General features: G+C 67.0%; 23 protein-coding genes and 2 pseudogenes. 12 read left to right on the top strand and 13 right to left on the bottom strand.

The window, feature by feature from the left end; translation table 11 throughout:
• Window positions 1-70: 70 nt before the first annotated feature.
• Together ACQEVZ_RS28725 and ACQEVZ_RS28720 are read right to left on the bottom strand one after the other, a co-directional pair.
• Window positions 71-700: a hypothetical protein gene (locus ACQEVZ_RS28725; protein WP_433372081.1), complete on the bottom strand. Its 630-nt coding sequence runs from the start codon at window positions 698-700 to the stop codon at window positions 71-73.
• Window positions 681-1,214: a SigE family RNA polymerase sigma factor gene (locus ACQEVZ_RS28720; RefSeq protein WP_433372078.1), complete on the bottom strand. Its 534-nt coding sequence runs from the start codon at window positions 1,212-1,214 to the stop codon at window positions 681-683. Before ACQEVZ_RS28720 ends, ACQEVZ_RS28725 begins: the two co-directional genes overlap by 20 nt.
• A 335-nt stretch (window positions 1,215-1,549) precedes the next feature.
• On the opposite strand from ACQEVZ_RS28720, the gene ACQEVZ_RS28715 reads away from it, so the two are divergent.
• The 4 genes from ACQEVZ_RS28715 to ACQEVZ_RS28700 all read left to right on the top strand — a co-directional run bounded on the left by ACQEVZ_RS28715 (window position 1,550) and on the right by ACQEVZ_RS28700 (window position 3,813).
• A complete protein-coding gene (locus ACQEVZ_RS28715) occupies window positions 1,550-1,792 on the top strand; it encodes a hypothetical protein (protein ID WP_433372075.1) in 243 nt (80 codons plus the stop codon).
• A 359-nt stretch (window positions 1,793-2,151) separates the two neighbouring features.
• Entirely contained in the window at window positions 2,152-2,568 is a 417-nt protein-coding gene (locus ACQEVZ_RS28710; RefSeq protein WP_433372072.1) for a hypothetical protein, read from the top strand.
• Window positions 2,522-3,247, top strand: coding sequence for a winged helix-turn-helix domain-containing protein (locus ACQEVZ_RS28705; protein WP_433372069.1), 726 nt, complete (start codon window positions 2,522-2,524; stop codon window positions 3,245-3,247). Before ACQEVZ_RS28710 ends, ACQEVZ_RS28705 begins: the two co-directional genes overlap by 47 nt.
• On the top strand, window positions 3,214-3,813 hold the full coding sequence (locus ACQEVZ_RS28700) for a transposase (RefSeq protein ID WP_433372066.1): 600 nt from the start codon (window positions 3,214-3,216) through the stop codon (window positions 3,811-3,813). The genes ACQEVZ_RS28705 and ACQEVZ_RS28700 overlap by 34 nt, the downstream gene beginning before the upstream one ends.
• Window positions 3,814-3,826: 13 nt before the next feature.
• Here the strand turns inward: ACQEVZ_RS28700 and ACQEVZ_RS28695 are convergent, their stop codons facing one another.
• On the bottom strand, window positions 3,827-4,381 hold the full coding sequence (locus ACQEVZ_RS28695) for a YcxB family protein (RefSeq protein ID WP_433372063.1): 555 nt from the start codon (window positions 4,379-4,381) through the stop codon (window positions 3,827-3,829).
• A 397-nt stretch (window positions 4,382-4,778) separates the two neighbouring features.
• Between ACQEVZ_RS28695 and ACQEVZ_RS28690 the strand changes: the two genes are divergently transcribed.
• Both ACQEVZ_RS28690 and ACQEVZ_RS28685 read left to right on the top strand, forming a co-directional pair.
• Window positions 4,779-5,570 carry a hypothetical protein gene (locus tag ACQEVZ_RS28690; RefSeq protein WP_433372060.1) on the top strand — a complete coding sequence of 264 codons (792 nt, stop codon included), beginning with the start codon at window positions 4,779-4,781 and terminating at the stop codon, window positions 5,568-5,570.
• Between the two features lie 169 nt (window positions 5,571-5,739).
• Window positions 5,740-6,378 carry a hypothetical protein gene (locus tag ACQEVZ_RS28685; RefSeq protein WP_433372057.1) on the top strand — a complete coding sequence of 213 codons (639 nt, stop codon included), beginning with the start codon at window positions 5,740-5,742 and terminating at the stop codon, window positions 6,376-6,378.
• A gap of 240 nt (window positions 6,379-6,618) precedes the next feature.
• On the opposite strand, the gene ACQEVZ_RS28680 is transcribed toward ACQEVZ_RS28685, so the two are convergent.
• The 3 genes from ACQEVZ_RS28680 to ACQEVZ_RS28670 form a co-directional block, all read right to left on the bottom strand.
• Window positions 6,619-7,191, bottom strand: coding sequence for a hypothetical protein (locus tag ACQEVZ_RS28680; RefSeq protein WP_433372054.1), 573 nt, complete (start codon window positions 7,189-7,191; stop codon window positions 6,619-6,621).
• 703 nt (window positions 7,192-7,894) lie between these two features.
• Entirely contained in the window at window positions 7,895-8,254 is a 360-nt protein-coding gene (locus ACQEVZ_RS28675; protein WP_433372051.1) for a hypothetical protein, read from the bottom strand.
• A 152-nt stretch (window positions 8,255-8,406) separates the two neighbouring features.
• Complete coding sequence (locus ACQEVZ_RS28670) at window positions 8,407-8,898, bottom strand: SgcJ/EcaC family oxidoreductase (RefSeq protein WP_433372048.1); 492 nt, start codon at window positions 8,896-8,898, stop codon at window positions 8,407-8,409.
• 95 nt (window positions 8,899-8,993) lie between these two features.
• On the opposite strand from ACQEVZ_RS28670, the gene ACQEVZ_RS28665 reads away from it, so the two are divergent.
• Window positions 8,994-9,440 carry a MarR family transcriptional regulator gene (locus ACQEVZ_RS28665; RefSeq protein ID WP_433377046.1) on the top strand — a complete coding sequence of 149 codons (447 nt, stop codon included), beginning with the start codon at window positions 8,994-8,996 and terminating at the stop codon, window positions 9,438-9,440.
• 153 nt (window positions 9,441-9,593) lie between these two features.
• On the opposite strand, the gene ACQEVZ_RS28660 is transcribed toward ACQEVZ_RS28665, so the two are convergent.
• On the bottom strand, window positions 9,594-10,205 hold the full coding sequence (locus ACQEVZ_RS28660; protein WP_433372045.1) for a GNAT family N-acetyltransferase: 612 nt from the start codon (window positions 10,203-10,205) through the stop codon (window positions 9,594-9,596).
• Window positions 10,206-10,568: 363 nt separating this feature from the next.
• Between ACQEVZ_RS28660 and ACQEVZ_RS28655 the strand changes: the two genes are divergently transcribed.
• Window positions 10,569-10,784, top strand: coding sequence for a hypothetical protein (locus tag ACQEVZ_RS28655; RefSeq protein ID WP_433372042.1), 216 nt, complete (start codon window positions 10,569-10,571; stop codon window positions 10,782-10,784).
• A 113-nt stretch (window positions 10,785-10,897) separates the two neighbouring features.
• The gene (locus ACQEVZ_RS28650; protein WP_433372039.1) at window positions 10,898-11,245 is read left to right on the top strand and encodes a hypothetical protein; all 348 of its coding nucleotides are present in this window, start codon (window positions 10,898-10,900) and stop codon (window positions 11,243-11,245) included.
• Between the two features lie 141 nt (window positions 11,246-11,386).
• Here the strand turns inward: ACQEVZ_RS28650 and ACQEVZ_RS28645 are convergent, their stop codons facing one another.
• Entirely contained in the window at window positions 11,387-11,746 is a 360-nt protein-coding gene (locus tag ACQEVZ_RS28645; RefSeq protein WP_433372036.1) for a hypothetical protein, read from the bottom strand.
• A gap of 294 nt (window positions 11,747-12,040) precedes the next feature.
• Between ACQEVZ_RS28645 and ACQEVZ_RS28640 the strand changes: the two genes are divergently transcribed.
• Window positions 12,041-12,631: a DinB family protein gene (locus ACQEVZ_RS28640; RefSeq protein WP_433372033.1), complete on the top strand. Its 591-nt coding sequence runs from the start codon at window positions 12,041-12,043 to the stop codon at window positions 12,629-12,631.
• A gap of 389 nt (window positions 12,632-13,020) precedes the next feature.
• Here ACQEVZ_RS28640 and ACQEVZ_RS28635 read toward each other — a convergent pair whose 3' ends face one another.
• Entirely contained in the window at window positions 13,021-13,509 is a 489-nt protein-coding gene (locus ACQEVZ_RS28635) for an SHOCT domain-containing protein (protein ID WP_433372030.1), read from the bottom strand.
• Between the two features lie 80 nt (window positions 13,510-13,589).
• Between ACQEVZ_RS28635 and ACQEVZ_RS28630 the strand changes: the two genes are divergently transcribed.
• Complete coding sequence (locus ACQEVZ_RS28630; protein WP_433372027.1) at window positions 13,590-13,715, top strand: DDE-type integrase/transposase/recombinase; 126 nt, start codon at window positions 13,590-13,592, stop codon at window positions 13,713-13,715.
• 238 nt (window positions 13,716-13,953) lie between these two features.
• Here ACQEVZ_RS28630 and ACQEVZ_RS28625 read toward each other — a convergent pair whose 3' ends face one another.
• The gene (locus tag ACQEVZ_RS28625; protein WP_433372024.1) at window positions 13,954-14,745 is read right to left on the bottom strand and encodes a RibD family protein; all 792 of its coding nucleotides are present in this window, start codon (window positions 14,743-14,745) and stop codon (window positions 13,954-13,956) included.
• A 122-nt stretch (window positions 14,746-14,867) separates the two neighbouring features.
• Window positions 14,868-15,224 carry a tyrosine-type recombinase/integrase gene (locus ACQEVZ_RS28620; RefSeq protein WP_433372021.1) on the bottom strand — a complete coding sequence of 119 codons (357 nt, stop codon included), beginning with the start codon at window positions 15,222-15,224 and terminating at the stop codon, window positions 14,868-14,870.
• A 550-nt stretch (window positions 15,225-15,774) separates the two neighbouring features.
• Here ACQEVZ_RS28620 and ACQEVZ_RS28615 point away from each other — a divergent pair.
• Window positions 15,775-16,605, top strand: a complete 831-nt coding sequence (locus tag ACQEVZ_RS28615; RefSeq protein ID WP_433372018.1) for an alpha/beta fold hydrolase — start codon at window positions 15,775-15,777, stop codon at window positions 16,603-16,605.
• Between the two features lie 23 nt (window positions 16,606-16,628).
• Here ACQEVZ_RS28615 and ACQEVZ_RS28610 read toward each other — a convergent pair.
• Window positions 16,629-17,072, bottom strand: a pseudogene (locus ACQEVZ_RS28610) (IS6 family transposase); the annotation flags it as partial.
• A 696-nt stretch (window positions 17,073-17,768) separates the two neighbouring features.
• Window positions 17,769-18,011: pseudogene (locus ACQEVZ_RS28605) on the bottom strand (IS6 family transposase); the annotation flags it as partial.
• Between the last annotated feature and the right edge of the window lie 56 nt (window positions 18,012-18,067).

Here is an 18,067-nt window from a genome sequence, read left to right as displayed (position 1 = left end):
GGCCCAACCGTTTCCAGCCCGGCGACCTCTGCACGACCGACCGTCGCGGCCTCGTGTACGCCGGTGCGGTTCAGCCGATGAACATGATCAGGCCGGTGCAGGTCGTCGTCCACCCTGGGCGATCTTCAAGCCGCAACGGCAGCTCGAAGACCCGGTTCCCGTCCGGGTCGGTCACGACGCCCCGTCCCCCATCGCTTGCGGGCCTAAGTTGGCCGTGGAAGTCGTCCGGCGGGATCATGCCGAAGCCGCCCGGCTTGGTCCGAAAGTCGAAGTCCGCCGGGATGCCGACGAACCGGAACACGTAGACGCCGGGGCCGGTCAGGTCGACCGGCTCGGAGGCGAGCGCCCAATCGGTACCGTTCGCCGGATTCTGGTAGTACGGCGACGCTCTGCGCGTCATCTCGGTCTTCTGGGTGATGATCTGCTGGACCTTCTGCAGCGGGTCGACGGTGGTGCAGGGCGCGACGGACGGCGCCTTGTCCAGCGGTACGACGTGCGCCCGTGGCCGGGCGTCCAGCTGTGTCACGGCGACGGCCACCGCCACGGTCATCACCGCCGTGGCTGCGGCCGCGCCGGCCAAGGCCGCGCGCCGCCGTCCCTGCAGCCGGCGGCCCGCGGCGACTGCGTCCTCGACGTCATACGGAGCCGGCGGCATGGTCGCCTTGGCGTCCCGGAGGAGCTCAGACAGGTCGGATCTCATGATGTACCTCCGCATCCTCATCGGCCACGAGCTCGACGCCCAGGATCTGGCGGAGCCCGTCGAGCCCGCGTGACGTGTACCCCTTGACCGTTCCCTCAGGGCATGCCAGCACCTCGGCGGTCTGCTGAACGCTCAGGCCCTCCAGATACCGCAGCACCAGCACCGCCCGATGCCGCGGCGGCAGCTTCAGCAGCGCCGCCCGGATCCGAAGCCGCTCGTCGACGACGCTGGTGCCGTCGTCCGGGCCGGGCGGATCGGGCATGGCGTGGCCGACCGACTCCTCCCGCCGCCACCACGGCCGCCGGGTCTCGTCGATCGCCGCGCGTACCACGGCGGTACGGGCATAGGCGAGCGGGTTGTCGATGTGCCGCCACCGCACGTAGAGCCGGGCGAGAACGGTGAGAACCGCGTCCTCGCCGGTCTGCCAGTCGCCGCACGCCAGGTACGCCAGCCCGCGCAGCGGCTCCATCTGCACCCTGACGAAGTCCCGAAACTCCGCCTCGTCGTCGCTCACACCAACTAGACGGACGCACCCGGGTCCGCGGTTACAACCTGCCGTTGATGCTCACGGTGATACGCATAGGACCAACCCGTCGTCCTGCAACATCGCCGCCGGCTCAAACAGACTGACATCGGCACGAGCGCGCGCCCGATCCCGTAGAGCGGCTCGCCGAAGCGACGCACGGAGGGTGACCGGCGCCGGCGAGCCACTGCGCACGCTCGGCGGCAAATGAGTGCGTCGTCGGACGGTCGACCGGATAGCCTGCGTGGCCGTGGACAACCAGCCGGCTCCGGCATCGCTACTGCGCGAAACCTGGCCGATCTTCACGGCCGAGCTCGCAATGGCCCTTGACGCACACGGCGACGACCGGCTGGCCTTACAGGTCGATCGGCTGCGCATCGTCGCCGTCTGCGCGTGCGGAGACAAACTTCTGCCAGAGCTTCTACACCGCTCCGAAGCCAGCCGGCGCCTACGGCCCGGGCCACCGCAACGTCTGCCTCGAACCGCCGTGGCCGGGCTACCTCATCCTCGACGTGCTGCACGACGACATCGTGCACATCGAGGTCCTCTACCGAACGCCACTGAACTGACCGGCGTCACCGACCGTGCGGTCGCTGGCGGATCATCGAGCACACGCGATGCGCAGCCTGCGGCAGATGTGCGCGCTTGATCTTGCAGCACGCGTATGTCTGGGTGACCATGGCAGCCATGAGCTGTGTCCAGGCCGAGCCCGTCGCCACGCCGGGCGTGGCATAAGGATGCGTCGCATCAGGCTGTCGTGGCTGAGTCGCCGACCCGCCGGAGCCAGGCAAGACCGTCGGTGGGCGGAGCTCGCGTGGACACTCGCGGACGTTGGTTTCTGGAGCGACCTGCCAGCCGCTGCGGCGGACGACCAGCGGCGCGAGGTGGCGGCAGGAGGCTATCCCTTCAACTGTGCCGTCCTGACGATGTGACCTTTCGTGCCGACGGCGAGGACCTTGCGGAGGGTGGCGTCGAGGACCTGCTCCGCGAGATGGCTCCGGCGCTGCGGCACTTCGGTGTCACACTACGGATCCGCACGGTATGCGGTAGTGGCGACGAGGAGAGTTACGTCCTGGGCATCAACGACCGTCGGTGCCCGGTCCTGGACGCCGACGATTGGCGTTACAACTCGCCGTGGCTCGAGGCGACCGTTCGCCCCCTCGCCGTCGTGAATGACCTGCTCGCAGCGGCGGGCACGCCGGTTCGTGTCTTCACGCTCTACGCGGGCGAAAACGACGGTCTGGCACTACTGCTGGACCCGGCGATCGTTGACGCCGTACGACGCAGCGGCCTGGTCGATGACCGCAACACTCCCGAACTTCCGACACCCAACCGCGACCACTGATACTCCACGCTCTCAGCGGGCCCTCCGCTATGGACTTTCAACGATGCCTCTACTCGCCACGCGGCCAGCGGCAGATGCGTGCGTTCCCGCGCTAGAGACCATTCGGGGTCAGGGTTTGGGTTGCTCCTTCTTTGTGGGTGATCGCTTTGGCCTGTGGCGGCGGTGTGCTGGGGGTATGCGGTACGGCGATGGCGGTGGTCTGAACTCGGCTGCGCGGGAGCGGCGGGAGTTGGTGCGTCGTCGGGCCGGGGAGCTGTTCGCGGAGGGTGTCACGGCGTTGGGTGTGGCTGCCGTGTTGGAGGTCTCGGCGAACAGCGCGTACCGGTGGCGGCGGGCGTGGGCGGCCGGTGGGGTCGAGGCGCTGGCGTCGAAGGGCCCGCCGGGGCCGGACCCGGTGCTGTCCGAGGCGCAGCTGGTCCGGTTACGGCAACAGCTGGAGCTGGGGCCGGCCGCTGCCGGGTACGGCGAGGATCAGCGGTGGACTTTGCAGCGGATCGCGGCGTTGATCGCCACGATGTTCCATCAGCGGGTCAGCATCGCCACGGCGTGGCAGGTGATGCGTCGCCTGGGCTACACCGCCCAGCTGCCGGTGCATCGTGCTGTGGAGCGTGACGAGCAGGCCATCACGCATTGGCGGCGGCGCCGGTGGCCGGCGCTAAAAGGGTCGCGCGGCGGCTGAGCGCCTGGATCTGTTTCGCCGACGAGTGCGGTCAGACGTTGCGGGCGAGGAAGGCCACGACCTGGGCACCGCGCGGGGGCACGCCGGTGGTGTCGGTGACCGCCGCCGGCAACGTCCGGGTCTCGGTGGCGGGTCTGGTCTGCTACCGGCCCGGTGACCGCTCGCGGCTGATCTACCGCACCATGCTGCACCGGGGCCGCAAAGGTGAACCGAAAGGCTTCCGGGAGAACGACCTCGCCCGGATGCTCGACGCCGCTCACCAGCAGCTTCACGGACCGATCATCCTGATCTGGGACGGCCTCAACACCCACAGATCCGCCCGGATGCGCACGCTGATCGCCGCCCGGCCATGGCTGCGCGCCTACCGGCTACCGGGCTACGCCCCCGAGCTCAACCCGACCGAGAAGGTCTGGTCGGCACTGAAACGCAGCCTGGCCAACCTCGCCACCCGGACCGCCACCGCCCTGGAACACACCGTCAAGAACCGCCTCAAACGCATGCAATACCGCCACGGCCTCTTCGACAGCTACCTCACCGCCACCGGCCTATCCCCACCCAAACCCTGACCCCGAAAGGTCTCTAGACCGTCGCAGATCCCTCAGGATCGACCCGAGTCGGCGTCGCGGTTGGAGGGTCCATAGCGTCTGCGGTGAGCAGGCCGCGCGCTGCCAAGAATGTTCGGAGTTCGGCATTCTGCCGCTCGGTCAGCACGGCTCGAGGCAGGTCGAAGATCCCGAAGTGTTCCACCCCGAAGATATATGCTTCCGGAACGACCCATACGCGTTGCACCAGTGGCCAGTGGTAGGTCACGGCGGACAGTTCAGTGGTAGCGTGCACCGCTTCGTCGTCAACCACGTAGTGGCGCGCGGCGAGCCAGAACGTGGGTACGGCCATCAGCGCCACATACTTGCGCCAGGCCCGCCACAGCGCGAAACCGACGGCGACGGTGAACAACACGCCGACCCAGACAGCAGTGACGCCATCGACGTCGTCTCCGAACGTGACGACCACGTATCCGAGCAGCGCAAGTCCGACCGCGACAGCCACCCGCGGAACAGCAGCACGCCTGGCACCCGGCACCAGATGCCTACGGAAGTACTCCTGCGGCCGGGCGAAGGTGAACTCGATGAGCACGCAGCGATGCTACGGCGTCCGACCACCTCGAAGATCACCGCACACGGTCATCGGCAGGACACAAAGGCCCCTTGGCCACGGCGAGTCGCTGACGGCCTGTTACGAGTGGCAGCCGGTCCCACCATGACCGCGCACTAACGGCGGCATGTGCGCGCAGTTGACCATGTCGTGAACAGAACCGCATATGATCATGAAACGCGTCGTCTCAACCAATCCCAAGGTGTCCGGCGCTGCGGGGGCACTCACGCTCGGGGTAGCTGCACCACTGCCAACCCGGCATGCTGCGCGACCTTCCTCGTGTCAGGATGGTGGTGGCGGGTGTCTTGGTCGCTGCCGTGGTAGTCGTGACGGTCGGGGTTATGTGGGGATGGTCATGGTGGCGCCTGGTGATGATCGGATGGTCACCGTCGAGTTGAACGTCGATGTAGGGCCGGCGCTGGCCGGTCCCGCGGTGTTCGGCTGGTTCGACGGTGCGGTCAACACCATCGCCCGTCCGCTGCTCGCCCGGCTTGCGGAGCGGGAGGTCGAGCCGGCTGCGGTGGAACGCGTAGGCCCGGCGGCCTACGGTGGTCCGGCCGGTGCGGTGTGGGCGCACATGCAGTCGCCGGAGCTCGGTTCGGTCGGCTACTCCGTCGAGTACCATCGCCGGTTCTTCGACGAGCTCCCTGACAGTGATGGCAGTTGCATTTTCTCGATCGGGGTCGCCGCACCCATTGCGGGCACGTTCAATCCGTCGCCGCCGTCGGTGCAGGTCAGCTTCATCCGGCATCCCTGGGGAAGGCGGCTCGGCCGCTTCGAGGTGATAACTCAGCTGCCGTTGCTGGACGCCGGACCCGACGGCGGTGAGACGGTGCTCCTCACCATGATCAACGATATGGCTGAGCGCTTCGCCGTGGTCGGCGATTCGGTGCGGATCAGGTTGCCTGACGGCTGGCGGGAGCGGATTTGGATCGGGTTCCTGGAGGATCGGCTGGGTGAACGGCTCGGAGGCATCGAGGGACTGCGCCAGACGGGTCATTTCGTCGATGTGCGCCGAGCGTCGGCTGGCGGCTACCTGGTGCAGACCACTGCCCATCTCGCCGACCTCACGCACGACACGGAAGCCCAGGCGCCCGATCATTGGTGGCGCGGGCTTCTGGAGGAACAGAGGAAGGCGGAGAAGAACTATATGACCGAACCTCCAGCCTGACTGGAACTCTTGCGTTCGCGGCCTTGAACGTAGCCGATGAGACCCGTGTTTTGGACGTCGGCAACTGATATCCACAACTTGCAGCGCATCGACGCTGCGGTCGGCCGAGCGCCGTCCGCACATCGGCAGGACAGGAAGCCTCTCCGTCTCGCCGAGTCGGTCACCGTCTGTGGCGAGCGCTGACTGGTCGCCGCGCACCAGCGGCGGCAGAAGCGCGCACCGACAGGTCGGGGATGTGGCGTCCGGCGCGATCATCGCCGAGTTCCAACGAGGCACTGCGGGGGCGCCCGAGCCTGATATCGCTGGCGTTGCGGACAGTCTCTGCCAGGATGGCGGTGTGATGGACACGGTAGGCGGCCAGGACGGCGCCGGCGAGTTCTGGCAGACGGAGCCCGGGTGGGTCCTGATGAACAGCGGTCACGGTACTCACCTGCCGGTGAACCAGATCACGTCCATGGCCATGCTAATCTGCGACGAGGACGAGTCTGCGCGCATTACTGCAGGCATGCGGTTGTTCGGCTGCCCCGTCCTTGACATGCCCCACGGCACCGACCTGCCGGTCATTGCCGACATCTACGTTGACCGAGTCCCGCAAGACGGTCTGCAGATCCTGGCCGAGCTTCGTCGCCTGCTGGGAATGGTGTGGCCATTCTCCGACCTTCGTGACCTGCTCGCCGCCCAGCCGATCCGCGCCCGGGCCAGCGACGTGGCCGAGACGCGAAGCGCACTGACGGCAATCCCGCACCTTCGGCCGTACCTGTTCCACGATGCCCACGGCAGCCTCACACCGGTCTGGCCCGACGCCTGAAGCACAGCCACGCCGACTCCCCCCAACCCGAGCGCAGATCAGCTCTGGCCCTGAATTGCACCCGTTCAGGAAGGAACCACGAGCGCGGCCTCGTCCCATCCGCGGCGCTCGATCGTCGGCAGCTGCGGGTGCCGAGCGTCGGCTCTGCTCGTCAGAGTGTGTTGCGCACTGATCGCGGCTATGAGCGGATGCCATTTCGTCCGAGGGCCGACATCGCCGGTACGGCCTCCTTGGGGATTGTCACGGGGTCCGGCGGGACGGCCGATCGTGATCATCAATGGTGAACGTGTACTGCTCGTCACCCACGGCGGCGCGGATCGTGTGGTCGTCAACGAAGCGGTACTCGGTGAGTGAGACGTCGTGATAGTCCCAGGAGTACACCAGCAATTGCCCCATATCTCTCGCGAGAAGTCCCGTGCCTACCCAGAGGTGCAAGAACCTTGGGCCGTCGGGTCCCAATTCGAAGCCGTCGGTTCGCTCTGCCAGGGCGTACCGCCCGTCCGGTGACTGCGTGAGCACCTGCCAGGTCGGCGCGTAGCCATGCACGCATGGCGCGCAGAACAGTCCCAACACGGCCGCAACAGCCAGACCGGTCACGGTGAAGCCTCCTGACCAGGTGGAGCCCTTTCGCCGCAGGAGCAGCGCGATAACGAGCACGCCCAAGCCGACAACGATCGCGGCGGTGACGAGCCCGGCCGTGGATCTGTCCAACCGCGCGTAGTGCCACGGATTCACGACGACCAGCACACTCACCGTCACGCCGACGCCCAACAACGATGCCAACCCTGGCAGGAGCAAGCGGGTATCGCGCACCGGTCGATATTGACTACACCCGTACCGACGAGCAAGTGCCTCCATGAGATCTTCACAGCAGTCCAGACGTGAACGAAGGCCACCGTAGCCGGGTGCGCGCTCATCGACAGATGAGTGCACCGGCTCCGCCGCAGGACACCGGGCGGCGTAGCCGGCGAGGCGGCGTAGCCGCCGGGCAACACCGGGCGGGCACCCGGCCCCCAGCCTGACGCAGGCCCGGCCACCGAGATCGAACCGCGTCTGCCACCCCACCCTGATGGGTCTTCAACAGCCCCGAAATCCACAACCGGTCAGATGCCGCCCACCGGCCGTCACCCGCCGGATCCCTTTTCGGAACGGTGGACCAGGCGGCACAGACCCGCGCCGACCAGCCCGGACCGGTCTGGACGCTTCCGAAACAGCCGATCACTTTCGGAACACTTTGAGTCCACAGTGGACGAATGACGAGAGGCGGTTGATCCACGTTTCCGCAGGTCAACCGCCTCTTGATGGTGCGCGCCCGAAGGGACTCGAACCCCTAACCTTCTGATCCGTAGTCCGCGCGCAGTCGGGTCCAGCTCACAGCCTTGATCAGAGTCGACGCGATGGCCCGATTACGTCACAATCGCGTAGATCGTCCATCCACTGTGGATCGGCTCGCAGCTTGGCAGATCACGACGCGCCGATCACGGCAGACATCCCATGTTTCTGCCTCGTAGCGCCCTCAAAGCGGATGATCGTATGGCGGCATCTCGTCGGCGAACGTGCCGTAGGCAGCGCCGCCGGAGGTGTAACCCGCGACGAAGAACGGCCTGCCGTCCAGCATGATCCACCACTCGTCGTGGACCGGGAGGGTGGCGCGCTCGACGGTACGACAGGGGGTCGCTGGTGGGCGCTGCGCCCACCGCTGCGCCGAGTCAGGCAACGCGAACCCGAGCGCGGTCAGGTCGTCATAGGCCGTGTACCTGTCGACGCCGTACCGCCTGGCATAGTGCTGCACCGTGACCGCCACCCCGGAGCGGATCCACGCCAGTGCCGAGTCCCGGCGTTGCCGCTGGCACATCCGGTGCCGACGCGGTTGCATGCCCGGATGCTACCGGCGGCCGGTGCCCGTCCCACCGCACGCTGGACGACGCCGGATCGCGGGTCCTGCTCGCCCCGATAGCCACCAGCCGGCCGAGCGCTATCGGCGGCAGATGAGGGCGTCACCGTAGAGGCGAGCCTCGGCCGGGACGGTTAGGTTCTGTCAGTAGCTCGGCCCACCCCGAGGCGGCGTGCAGCGTGACTCATGGTCTGAGCCATGCGAGAGGGCAGCGAATCCGGGGCTGGAATCTGCACCGGACGCACCCGTCCGTTATGCAGTGCGGTGAACCGCCAGCCATGATCGGTGCGTACGGCCACCAGTGTCTGCCGGGACAGGCGTCGCTTGGGCAGTGTCGAGCGCCAGGGCATCAGCACCGACGCGGTGCCGTGGACGATCGCCACCCCCGGCGCGACGTGCCGGATGGACTCGATGTCGCCGACGAGGGCGGAACCGGCAAGCACACCGCGGAAGAGCCGGTCATGAGCGTTCTGCATGTCGAGGCGCCCGATCGCGCGGGTGCCGTCGTAGGAGACGTAGTCGGAGTCCTCGGTGAAGCAGGCCCCGTAGGCAACGGCGTCGTTGTCGGTCCAAGCCTGCATGAGCCGGCCGAACAGATCCCCGATCTCACGGTCGTCAGTGGTCATCTTGTACTCCCCGAGCTGCTATCGTTTCGACTGTCTGACACTACGATAGCTGAAGGTTTCGAATGTCGAAAGATGGAATGATCCGTGACGTGGCCATGCAACTGCGCCTGCTCCAGCAGAGCTTCGACGCCTTCGACGAAGCTGCCGCCGCTCGGCTCGGACTCAACCGCACAGACCTTCGCGCGATGGATCTCGTCCTCGCCAACGGCGGTCCGCTGTCGGCGGGGGAACTCACCAGCGCCCTCAAACTCAGCCCAGCCGCGACCACCACGGTCATCGACCGCCTGGAACGCGCCGGCCTGGTCCGCCGGACCCGAGACGCCGAGAACCGACGGCGGGTCCTGGTCACCGCAACGGACGCCGCACACACCATCGAACAAGAGATCTACTTTGCGGTTGGCGCCGCCGGCGCACGGGCCCTCGGCAGGTACGACAAGGATCAACTTTCGACGATCATCGACTTCCTGCAGACCGCCCGTAAGGTACAAGAAGACCAGACGGCACGGGTCAGCATGAGCCCCGCACAGCCCCAGAGCCGCTGATCCGCTCATCGGCACCACCGGACGTTGACTTGATCAACCCACTGTGACGCTGCGTCACGCGCGGTCGGCGGCGTGAGAGTGCCCTGCGTCGGCCCCATCAACTCAGCGGAACGAAGCAGCCGGAGGCGGCGCCGTCTCGCGAGCAAGGGGGACTCAGCGGGCGGGAACCGCCTCGGACGACGGCCGCCACTCCCGCCTGATCAGCCCGTACACCCACGAGTCCGAGACCTCGCCGTTCACGACGCAGTCTTCGCGCAACGTCCCTTCACGCACGAATCCGAGCTTCTCCAGGACGCGGGCAGACGCCGCGTTGCGCGTATCGGTCTCGGCCTGGACTCGCTTCAGGTCCGACGTGTCGAATGCCCACTGCAGCAAGGCGTGCGCGGCCTCAGTCGCGTAGCCGTGGCCCCATGCTGCACCGTCGAGGCAGTAGCCCATCGACGCGCTGCGGTAGTCCGGGTTCCACCGGGTCAGACCGCACCAGCCGATGAACGCCCCGTCGGAAACACGGTCCATGACCAGCCGTGTCCCGGTGCCTTCCTCTGCCATCTGCCGGCAAGCCATGATGAACCGCTCGGCGCGCACCCGCTCGCTCCAGGGCGGCGCGTCCCAGTAGCGCAGCACGTAGGCGCTGCTGTGCAGCGCGAAGAGGGCGTTCGCGTCGGCCTCGTTGAACGGACGCAGTCGCAGGCGAGCAGTCTGCAGCGTGGGGTAGGTAGGGACATGGGTGCCATGTTGCCTGCCGATTGGATCAACCACAGGCATCACAAAGAAGATCGAGCACCCTGAGTGAAGGCGAATGACTCCGGAGATGGTGTAGCAACGCCTCCCCCGTCCGCGGACGCGTGCCAATTGCTACTCGCCTGATACACCAACTCCGGAATTGATAGACCTCGCGCGGAACCTACAGATCCATACCCGGCCCGGCACCTATGCCCGAACGCGCGGCGTTGACCTCGCGGACCAGGCCCAACTTCGTGAGCTGATCAGGCGTGACCTGAGTGGGTATGCTCTCCAGAGCGAGTTGGAAACGGTGGCGGAGGGATTCACCGAGGCCGAGCTATCACCGTCGGCGCGGCCGTTGGCACGGCTCATCCATCAGACGTTGATGAAAGCATTGGGACGGGCATGAGCATGCTGGTAGGCGATCCGCAGTGCTGGGCCTGCCGCCACTACCGTTCCTGGGTTGAGTCACCGGCCCACCTGCGCACCTCGACATGCGCGGCGTTCCCCGAGGGCATCCCGCAGACCATCTTCTTCGGCGGAGCCGATCACCGCGAGCCCTACCTGGGCGACAACGGTGTCCGGTGGGAGTCCAACGGCAAGCCGTACCCCGCGGAATAGCACCGCACCTATCCCGAGGCCCACCACACGCTGTGGTGGGCCTCGTCGTGTTCTCCGCCGGCAAGGACCGGCGGCAGTCCCGAATCCCGACACAGCCTCAAGGAGGCCACGTCATGTACCGCACCCGAAGCCGCCTGCTCCTCGCCCTCGACGGCCCGCACCGTGGCCCGGCCCGACGCGACGACGCCGGCGGCACCGGCACCTCCACCGGCAGCGGCTCCACCGAGGGCGGCGCCAGCGGCGACAGCCAGGGCGACACGGGCGCCCAGGACGACAGCACCAAGCCGAACATCGACGGCGACCTCGACAACGAGAAGAAGGCCAAAGCGGCAGCCAAGGCCGCCGACGAGCGCGTCGCCGCTGGGCGTCAGCGTCGGTCGGTGGCGGTCGCGCGGGAGGTGCCGACTCGTGTCATCGCGTGTGGAGGCCGTCGGCGAGGTCACCCGTCTGCGCAGCCGTGACCGTGAGTAACCAGCTCGGCCGGGCCCGGCGGCTTCTGTCCTGAACCTGAGCGCACCGGATGCGGCATGTCCGGACGTCGAACCTTTGCCGTCAGCGGGCCGGCTGAGGCCGCAAGCGGTGGAAGCGCGCCGGTGCGTGAGTCAGCTGCCCGTGTCGAGTGCGATGCCGAAGTTCTGCCCCTTCTTGCGCACGATCCAGGTGCCGGACACGACGCCGCGGCGCACGGTGACCAGGGGCAGCATCGTCGTGAGGTCTGAGATGAACATCGGATAGTGATGGCCGTCGGCGTCGCGCCAGACCAGGTACTTCGCGGATCGCCCGGCTCGCATGGAGTCCAGGGTCAGTGTCGCGGTGAACGCGACGTTGGGTCGCATGCTGTACGCCACCACGTACGAATCGTCATCGAGGTAGGAGTAGCCGCGCGAGCCTTCGACATAGAAGAGCAGGTTCCCGCGTTCGTCATAAGGCACCTCGGTGATGGAGGTCTTCCGGGTTGCCATGACCGTCTCCCTGACCTGGCGTCTTCCACTACTGCGCGAAGATCATGCCCGGCCATCGACGGCCGCGCCAACTCGGCTCGATCCACGCCCGGGCGAGCGCTCATCGGCGTCGAGCGAGCACAGTTCCTGTACGTCGTCGCACCCGGCTCGCGGCCACGAAGCGTGACGATCTCCGAGTCGCCCGCCGCGCGAGACCTGCGGCAAATGAGGATGCTGCCCCGTGCAGCCGGGCGCTGATCCAGCATGCGACATCTCGGATGAAATGGCTCGTGTGCATAGGGAAGACTGGCCGGCATGGCTGATCTCGGCGACCCGAAGGCTGCGCTCCACCACTACCTCCAGGCGACTCGCGACGACCTGATCTGGAAGCTCGACGGGCTGAGCGAACGCGAGGCCAGACTGCCCCGCACCGCGACCGGCAACAACCTGCTGGGGGTCATCAAGCACTGCCTCAATGTCGAGGCCGGCTACTTTGGGCCCACCTTCGGGCGCGAGTTCCCGACGCCTGAGGACCTGGTCCCCATGCAGGAGTTTGAGCAGGACCCGCAGGCGGACTGGTACGCGCGGGAGGACGAGACGAGGGATGGGCTGATCGACCTGTACCGCCGTGTGGGGAACTTCGCGGACCAGACGATCGAACAGCTGCCCCTCGACGCGCCGGGGCAGGTGCCATGGTGGCGGCCAGAGCGGCAGGACGTGACGCTGCACCGGATCATCATCCACGTGACCTGCGACCTCGCCCGTCACGCCGGTCACGTCGACATCATGCGCGAGCAGCATGACGGAGCGGTCGGCTGGCAGCAGGAGAACACCAACATCCCCGACGACTACGACTGGCCGGCGTACGTCACCAAGCTGACGAAGCTCGCCGACCGGTTCGGATAGTCCTCCGGTCCGTCGATACAGGTGACCAGGTCGGTATCCGCTCATCGGCTACTCCGGATACGATGCGAGCGCCGTCGTGGCCGCCCTCGTAACGCAGCGTTACCGACGTAGGTGCGGCTCTGGTTGCGGTGTCGGCGCGTCCGGGGGCGTCCAGTGCTCGCGAACCATCGCGGCAGGGCGCCCACGGCTCGTTGATTTCCGCGCCGGCTACTGGCGCGCGCCGGCAGCCGCAGGCGCTCGGGCGGCGCTGCCGTCGTTCGGCGCTGCCGAGGCGGTTGACGGTGCTGGCGTAGCGGCTGGCGGTTTCGAAGGATAGTCCGAACAGGTCGATGAGGCGGCGGATGTCGCCGCCGGTGGCGTGGGTCTACACGTGGTCTGCCGCGAGCGGCTCAGGCCGGGCCGTTCAGCAGGCGTGCCTTGAGGGTTGCGAACTCCTCGTCGGTGATCGCCCCGCTGTCCCGGAGGCTGACGAGTCGTTCCAGGGCCTGGATCGGGTCCGCCGTCGCCGCACCCGGGGCCGGTGTCGGCATCGGCTGGGCCTGCGTCCGGTGGTAGGTGTCCCACTTCAGCTGGGAGGTGCGGCGCTGCATGGCCTCCAGGTCGAACCGGGGATCGCCCTCGAGGTCGAAGATGGTCTTGAGCGTGTCCGGCTCGTACTTCACCGCCACCAGGTCCGCCTCGGTCGGCTTGCGTTCGACGATGTCGAACGTCTCGCTCAGCTGCGCCTGGAACGGCGGCCGGTCGTCCGGGCGGACCTCTAGGACGAAATGGTACTTCTGGCGGCTGCTGTTGCCGCTGAAGCTGGACCCGTCCCGGACGGACAGTACGAGTGCCTGAGCGGAGAGGCCGTGCTTGCGGATTCGGCGCTTGTCAAACATATCGGGTCCTCATGTCGCTCGGCCCCGGCGTGTCCGGGGCACCTTGATCTTCCCGGAAGTTCTCGTCCGTCGCGCTGTCGGTGAGTCGACTCGTGGGGCGTGCCCGGCAGCCGTGCCGGTGCGGGACATCGATGATCGGGGTCAACGGCGTGTGGCGGTACGTCTACCGGGCGGTCGACCAGCGCGGGCAGGTCATCGACGTGTAACAGCTCGGCTGAAGGCCGCCGAAGGGACCGTGCACGCGAAGCACCGTCGAGCACAGGCGGAGAGGCCGGTGATGTCAAGCGAGTCCCGCATCCGCACATCGGCCACGAAAGTACAGCGCCCCGTGGCGTCAGGCCGGTCTGAGCGGTACACGAAGCGTGACGATCGCTGGCGAGCCGCAGCGCCCCGGTCGCGGCATGTGCGGATGCCATAAGTTCGCCCGAGAGCGTGGTACCTGCCTCAGTTCCTGGAACGATCCCGGGCAACCTCGTAATGGGCCCAGATGGTCCCGTGAGCGCCCACCTTGACATTGATTGTCCGCAGTTGCATGGGAAGCGAGCCAGGTTCGAGCGGTAGTCCATCCATGATCGATGGTGTGCCGACCCCGCCTACCAGTGCGGGGATGGTGATGACGTGTAGTTCGTCGACGAGACCGGCCCTGAGGAGGGCGCCGTTGAGTCCTCCTCCTGCCTGTGATACGAGGCAGTCGGCACCAAGCTGCCTGTGGATCTTTGTCAGCACGGACTCCAAATCCACCCGATGAACGCCGGCTAGGAGGTAGGGAATTTGCTCGCGACGCAGGTGAGCGAGGTACGGCAAGGGTGTGCTCCGGCTGGCGATGACCAGCAGGCTTGTCTCCGCGTCCCCCTTGTGGGTCCAGTTCACCCTGCCGCGTCCGTCCACCACGGCGAACCATCTCGGACTGCGGTGAGGCAGGAAATCCGTCCACAGATCCTCGGCCGCCATGCTGGTATCTGGAAGATCCAGTGGGCCGTCGTCATCGGCCACGAACGTGCCGCTGCCTTCGAGGACAACCGTCGGATGATGGCGCTCGTCGATGGCGGCCGACCGCTGCGCCAGCAGGTCATCGACGTCCGGCGGCCAGGCGGTTCGCCACCGCAGGTTCGGCCCTTCATCGAGAAGCCGCTCCGCGCGGTTGAGCGTGACACGCCCATCGGCGGTCGCGGTAACCGAGACGACGACCCGAGGACGAATACTCCCGTCCCGGGGGAAGAGGTGGTCGGTTGTCATGGTGGGAACGGTAACGCCAGACCCTGATGCTTCGTCATGGCTAACTTGCCGACGCCTGCCTTTGACTATCGAACGCGCCCCGCCTCAGGCATCCTCATCTCGGCAAAGTCGTGAGCCGGTGGTTACGTGCCCGATGCCATGTAGGCGGCGAGGATGTAGTTCGGGTGCCGGTCGAGGTTGTTGCGGGCCCGGTCGTAGCGCATCGTCGTTCGCGGGTCGGCGTGGCGGGCGGCGATCTGCACGTCGCGGAGGCTGACGCCAGCGTCGAGCATGGTCGTGACGAACGTGTGCCTCAGCATGTGCGGGTGCATCCTCGGCATTCGCACGCCGGCGGTGGCGGCAAGGTGCTTGAGGCGGCGGGTCGCGGCGTGCCGGTCCATGCGGGTGCCGAGGGTGCTGCGCAGGATCGGCCCGTCGGTGCGGCCGTCGACGGCACGTTCGATCGCTCGGGCCACGGCCGGTGGCAGCGGGATGAGCACGACCTTGCCGCCTTGCCTCGCACCCGCAGGACTCGGTGGCCGTGTTCCTCGCCGAGGTCGCTGATGCTGGCTGCGCAGGTTTCGAAGATTCGTAACCCGAGCAGGCCGAGGAGCGCGATCAGGGCGAAGTCGTTCGGGTTGACCGACAGCCGCGCAGTCGTGATCAGCGCTTCGAACTGCAGATGTCCCAGGCCGAGGGTTGGTGACTCGGCGGGCACGGTTGGCCGGCGGACGTAGTCGGCGGGTGAGTGCGGCAGGATGCCGTCGATGACACAGGTCCGGTAGAAGCCGGTCACGACCGACAGCCGTCGCGACACCGTCGAGGGCTGGTATCGGCGCTCGTCCTGCACCAGCGCAGGTACCGCTCAATGTCCACTCTGACCGCGGCGAGCGGATCGAGATCCTGGTCGGTGCACCAGCGCAGGAAGACTCGCAGGTCCGACTCGCTGTGCAGCCGGGTCTGACCGCGGTAGCGGCCCAGGTATGCGGCGGTCGCCGCACGAAGTACGAGCTCGTTCGGGACCCGCCGCTTCTAACGGCTGGGACGGTGATGGCAGCCATACATCACCGTGCGTCACCTGCAGCGATGAACACCAGTACGCCCGCTGCGGCATGTGCGGACGGGGTGTGGTTGGTAGCGTTCGCGGATGTGGAGTCTCGGACAGTCGAGGTAGGAACTGCCGCATTGCACGTGGGGGTGACCGGCCGCGGGCCTGACGTCGTTGTCCTGACCGGTGGTCCTGGTTGTGTGCAGTATCTGGAGAGAGACGAGATCTCTCCGCTGGGCCACCGTGCCTGGCATCCAGAGCCGCGCGGGGTCGGCCGCTCAGGCGGTGGTCCGCACACCATGCAAGACGCAATCGAAGACCTTGAAAGCATCCGTATGGGGATCGGTGTCGCTACCTGGATCGTGGTCGGCCACTCCTGGGGTTGCGATCTCGCGGTGCGCTACGCGGTCGAGCATCCCGAGGTGGTGACCGCGGTGGTCGGCATCGCCGGTCGGGGTCCTCAGCGGGACCGGACGTGGTCCGAGGCGTACGAAGCCGGCAAGGCCTCGGAGCCCACCGTGGACATCGACTGGGTGCCAGAGGTTCATGCGGCTCTCGGCGCTTCGTTCACCGAGTGGATCCATCGACCCGATCTGTGGCGCGGACTGGCCGCCTGCGACGTGCCGATGCACTTCATCGCCGCCGGCGACGACATCCGCCCGTCATGGCCTCTGGTACAACTCGCCGAACTCGTTCCGCGCGGGCGGTTTTCCCTCGTACCCGGCGTACCGCATGACTTCTGGTTCACCCATCCCGAGACGTGGGCCAAGACCGTCACCGACGCCTGCAACGCTACGGGCGGCGTTGCGTTGTGGGATCGGCGGACGCGTTGAACCCGCCCGTGTCGGGTCCGCGGTCAGATCGCCCGGGCGAGTTCGGTGAACGCCGCGGCGACCCGCGTCGACGGCGAGGCGTCGACGGCGAGTTCGTAGTGGCCGCGGCGGAGGTTCTGCATGAAGGCGTGTCCGGTGATGATCGTCTTGGCTGTGCGATCGGTGCGTAGCCCGCGCATCGATCTCAGACGGTGTTTGAGCTGGCCGTGATCAGCCTCGATCGGATTATTGGCGTACCGCTCGACGTGGTGCCACGCCAACGGGATCAGCTCGTCAAGGACGGCGGGGTAGACCGCGGCGGCCTCGGTGACCACCTCGCTGGGCTTGACCTTCAACACCGACAACGCTCGTCGGAAGAACCTCCGCGCCGCATCAGCGTCCCGGCGGATCGAGACGAGTACGTCGATGACCTGTCCGTGTTGGTCGATGGCGCGGTAGACGTACCGCCACACGCCGTTGACCTTGACGGCTGGGTCGGCCGCACGGCGAGGTGCCTGCTGTGCAGGTCCTTTTCTGTGCGGCCTCCCGCCGAACCGGACTGGCCCGTTTCCGAGCATCCGGCTCTCCAGCGACCTATGCCGTGAGTGACGTTCACGGAGGACACCCAGCACCGTTTCGGCGTTCTGCATTACGCATACCTCCCGGCCATCGGTGTCCGATCACCTGTTCCCCTTCGCCCGTGCGGACGGCTTTCCCGTCCTCCCTGGCAGGACGTGACCCCTGCGACTACTACGGGAACTCCGTCACCATAGGGCTCGCGCCCATTAGGCGATCCCACGTTCGTCCCTGCCGTACGTAACAGCGTGACGTAGGCGGCCCACTCATCTCCTTGAATACCCTCACTGGGCATCGCTCCACACCCCAGAGGTTGTGTCAACCGACATACGAGGCCGACACAGGGCGTGGCACCGGTTTCAGACGTCTTTCCGGTGGACGGGACGTTGCATCGTCTGGAGATTAGGCTTCAGGCAATCCAGCTTTCGCCATATCACGCGGGTCCCCCAACGCACCGCCCCATACGCCTGGGCACAGCCGCTGGTTTCCTGGCATGCTCTTGTCCCCGCTAGCCTTTCGGCCTCAGGTAAGCCATCAGACCCAGGAACCTCCCTCCGAGTTCCTCCCAGCTGAACTGGGGATACAGCAAGGCGCCTCGTGGCGCACTACGTCTCGTCGACATACCACCTGTCAGCAGGGGCGTGACGCGTGAACCGGGCGGCGTCGGTCAGCAGCGGCGTGAAGCGCTGCACCCAGCGGAACACGGTGACGTGGTCGACCTCGACACCGCGCTCGACGAGCAGCTCCTCGACGTCGCGGTAGGACAGGTTGTAGCGCAGATACCACCGGACCGCGACCACGATCACCTCGGGCGGGAACCGGAACCCGGCGAACGCAGACTTCGGAGGCAGCCAAGGGCCAGGACGGGTCGGTGACTTCACTGCTCAAGCCTGCCACGATCCTGCCA

Origin of the sequence: Dactylosporangium sp. CA-152071, from assembly GCF_050936335.1 — a bacterium.
GTDB classification, from domain to species: domain Bacteria; phylum Actinomycetota; class Actinomycetes; order Mycobacteriales; family Micromonosporaceae; genus Dactylosporangium; species Dactylosporangium maewongense.
Note: the sequence above shows the minus strand (reverse complement) of the source record. Positions and strands in the feature narration are given on the sequence as shown.

What these genes read in the sequence shown, in the direction of transcription:
- ACQEVZ_RS28615 (WP_433372018.1), top strand. Translation starts at nt 15,775, where the DNA reads ATGGCAGCCATACATCACCGTGCGTCACCTGCAGCGATGAACACCAGT.
- ACQEVZ_RS28665 (WP_433377046.1), top strand. Translation starts at nt 8,994, where the DNA reads ATGCAACTGCGCCTGCTCCAGCAGAGCTTCGACGCCTTCGACGAAGCT.
- ACQEVZ_RS28645 (WP_433372036.1), bottom strand. Translation starts at nt 11,746, where the DNA reads ATGGCAACCCGGAAGACCTCCATCACCGAGGTGCCTTATGACGAACGC.
- ACQEVZ_RS28705 (WP_433372069.1), top strand. Translation starts at nt 2,522, where the DNA reads ATGACCGCAACACTCCCGAACTTCCGACACCCAACCGCGACCACTGAT.
- ACQEVZ_RS28640 (WP_433372033.1), top strand. Translation starts at nt 12,041, where the DNA reads ATGGCTGATCTCGGCGACCCGAAGGCTGCGCTCCACCACTACCTCCAG.
- ACQEVZ_RS28655 (WP_433372042.1), top strand. Translation starts at nt 10,569, where the DNA reads ATGAGCATGCTGGTAGGCGATCCGCAGTGCTGGGCCTGCCGCCACTAC.
- ACQEVZ_RS28690 (WP_433372060.1), top strand. Translation starts at nt 4,779, where the DNA reads ATGGTCACCGTCGAGTTGAACGTCGATGTAGGGCCGGCGCTGGCCGGT.
- ACQEVZ_RS28670 (WP_433372048.1), bottom strand. Translation starts at nt 8,898, where the DNA reads ATGACCACTGACGACCGTGAGATCGGGGATCTGTTCGGCCGGCTCATG.
- ACQEVZ_RS28675 (WP_433372051.1), bottom strand. Translation starts at nt 8,254, where the DNA reads ATGCAACCGCGTCGGCACCGGATGTGCCAGCGGCAACGCCGGGACTCG.
- ACQEVZ_RS28660 (WP_433372045.1), bottom strand. Translation starts at nt 10,205, where the DNA reads ATGCCTGTGGTTGATCCAATCGGCAGGCAACATGGCACCCATGTCCCT.
- ACQEVZ_RS28625 (WP_433372024.1), bottom strand. Translation starts at nt 14,745, where the DNA reads ATGACAACCGACCACCTCTTCCCCCGGGACGGGAGTATTCGTCCTCGG.
- ACQEVZ_RS28635 (WP_433372030.1), bottom strand. Translation starts at nt 13,509, where the DNA reads ATGTTTGACAAGCGCCGAATCCGCAAGCACGGCCTCTCCGCTCAGGCA.
- ACQEVZ_RS28725 (WP_433372081.1), bottom strand. Translation starts at nt 700, where the DNA reads ATGAGATCCGACCTGTCTGAGCTCCTCCGGGACGCCAAGGCGACCATG.
- ACQEVZ_RS28650 (WP_433372039.1), top strand. Translation starts at nt 10,898, where the DNA reads ATGTACCGCACCCGAAGCCGCCTGCTCCTCGCCCTCGACGGCCCGCAC.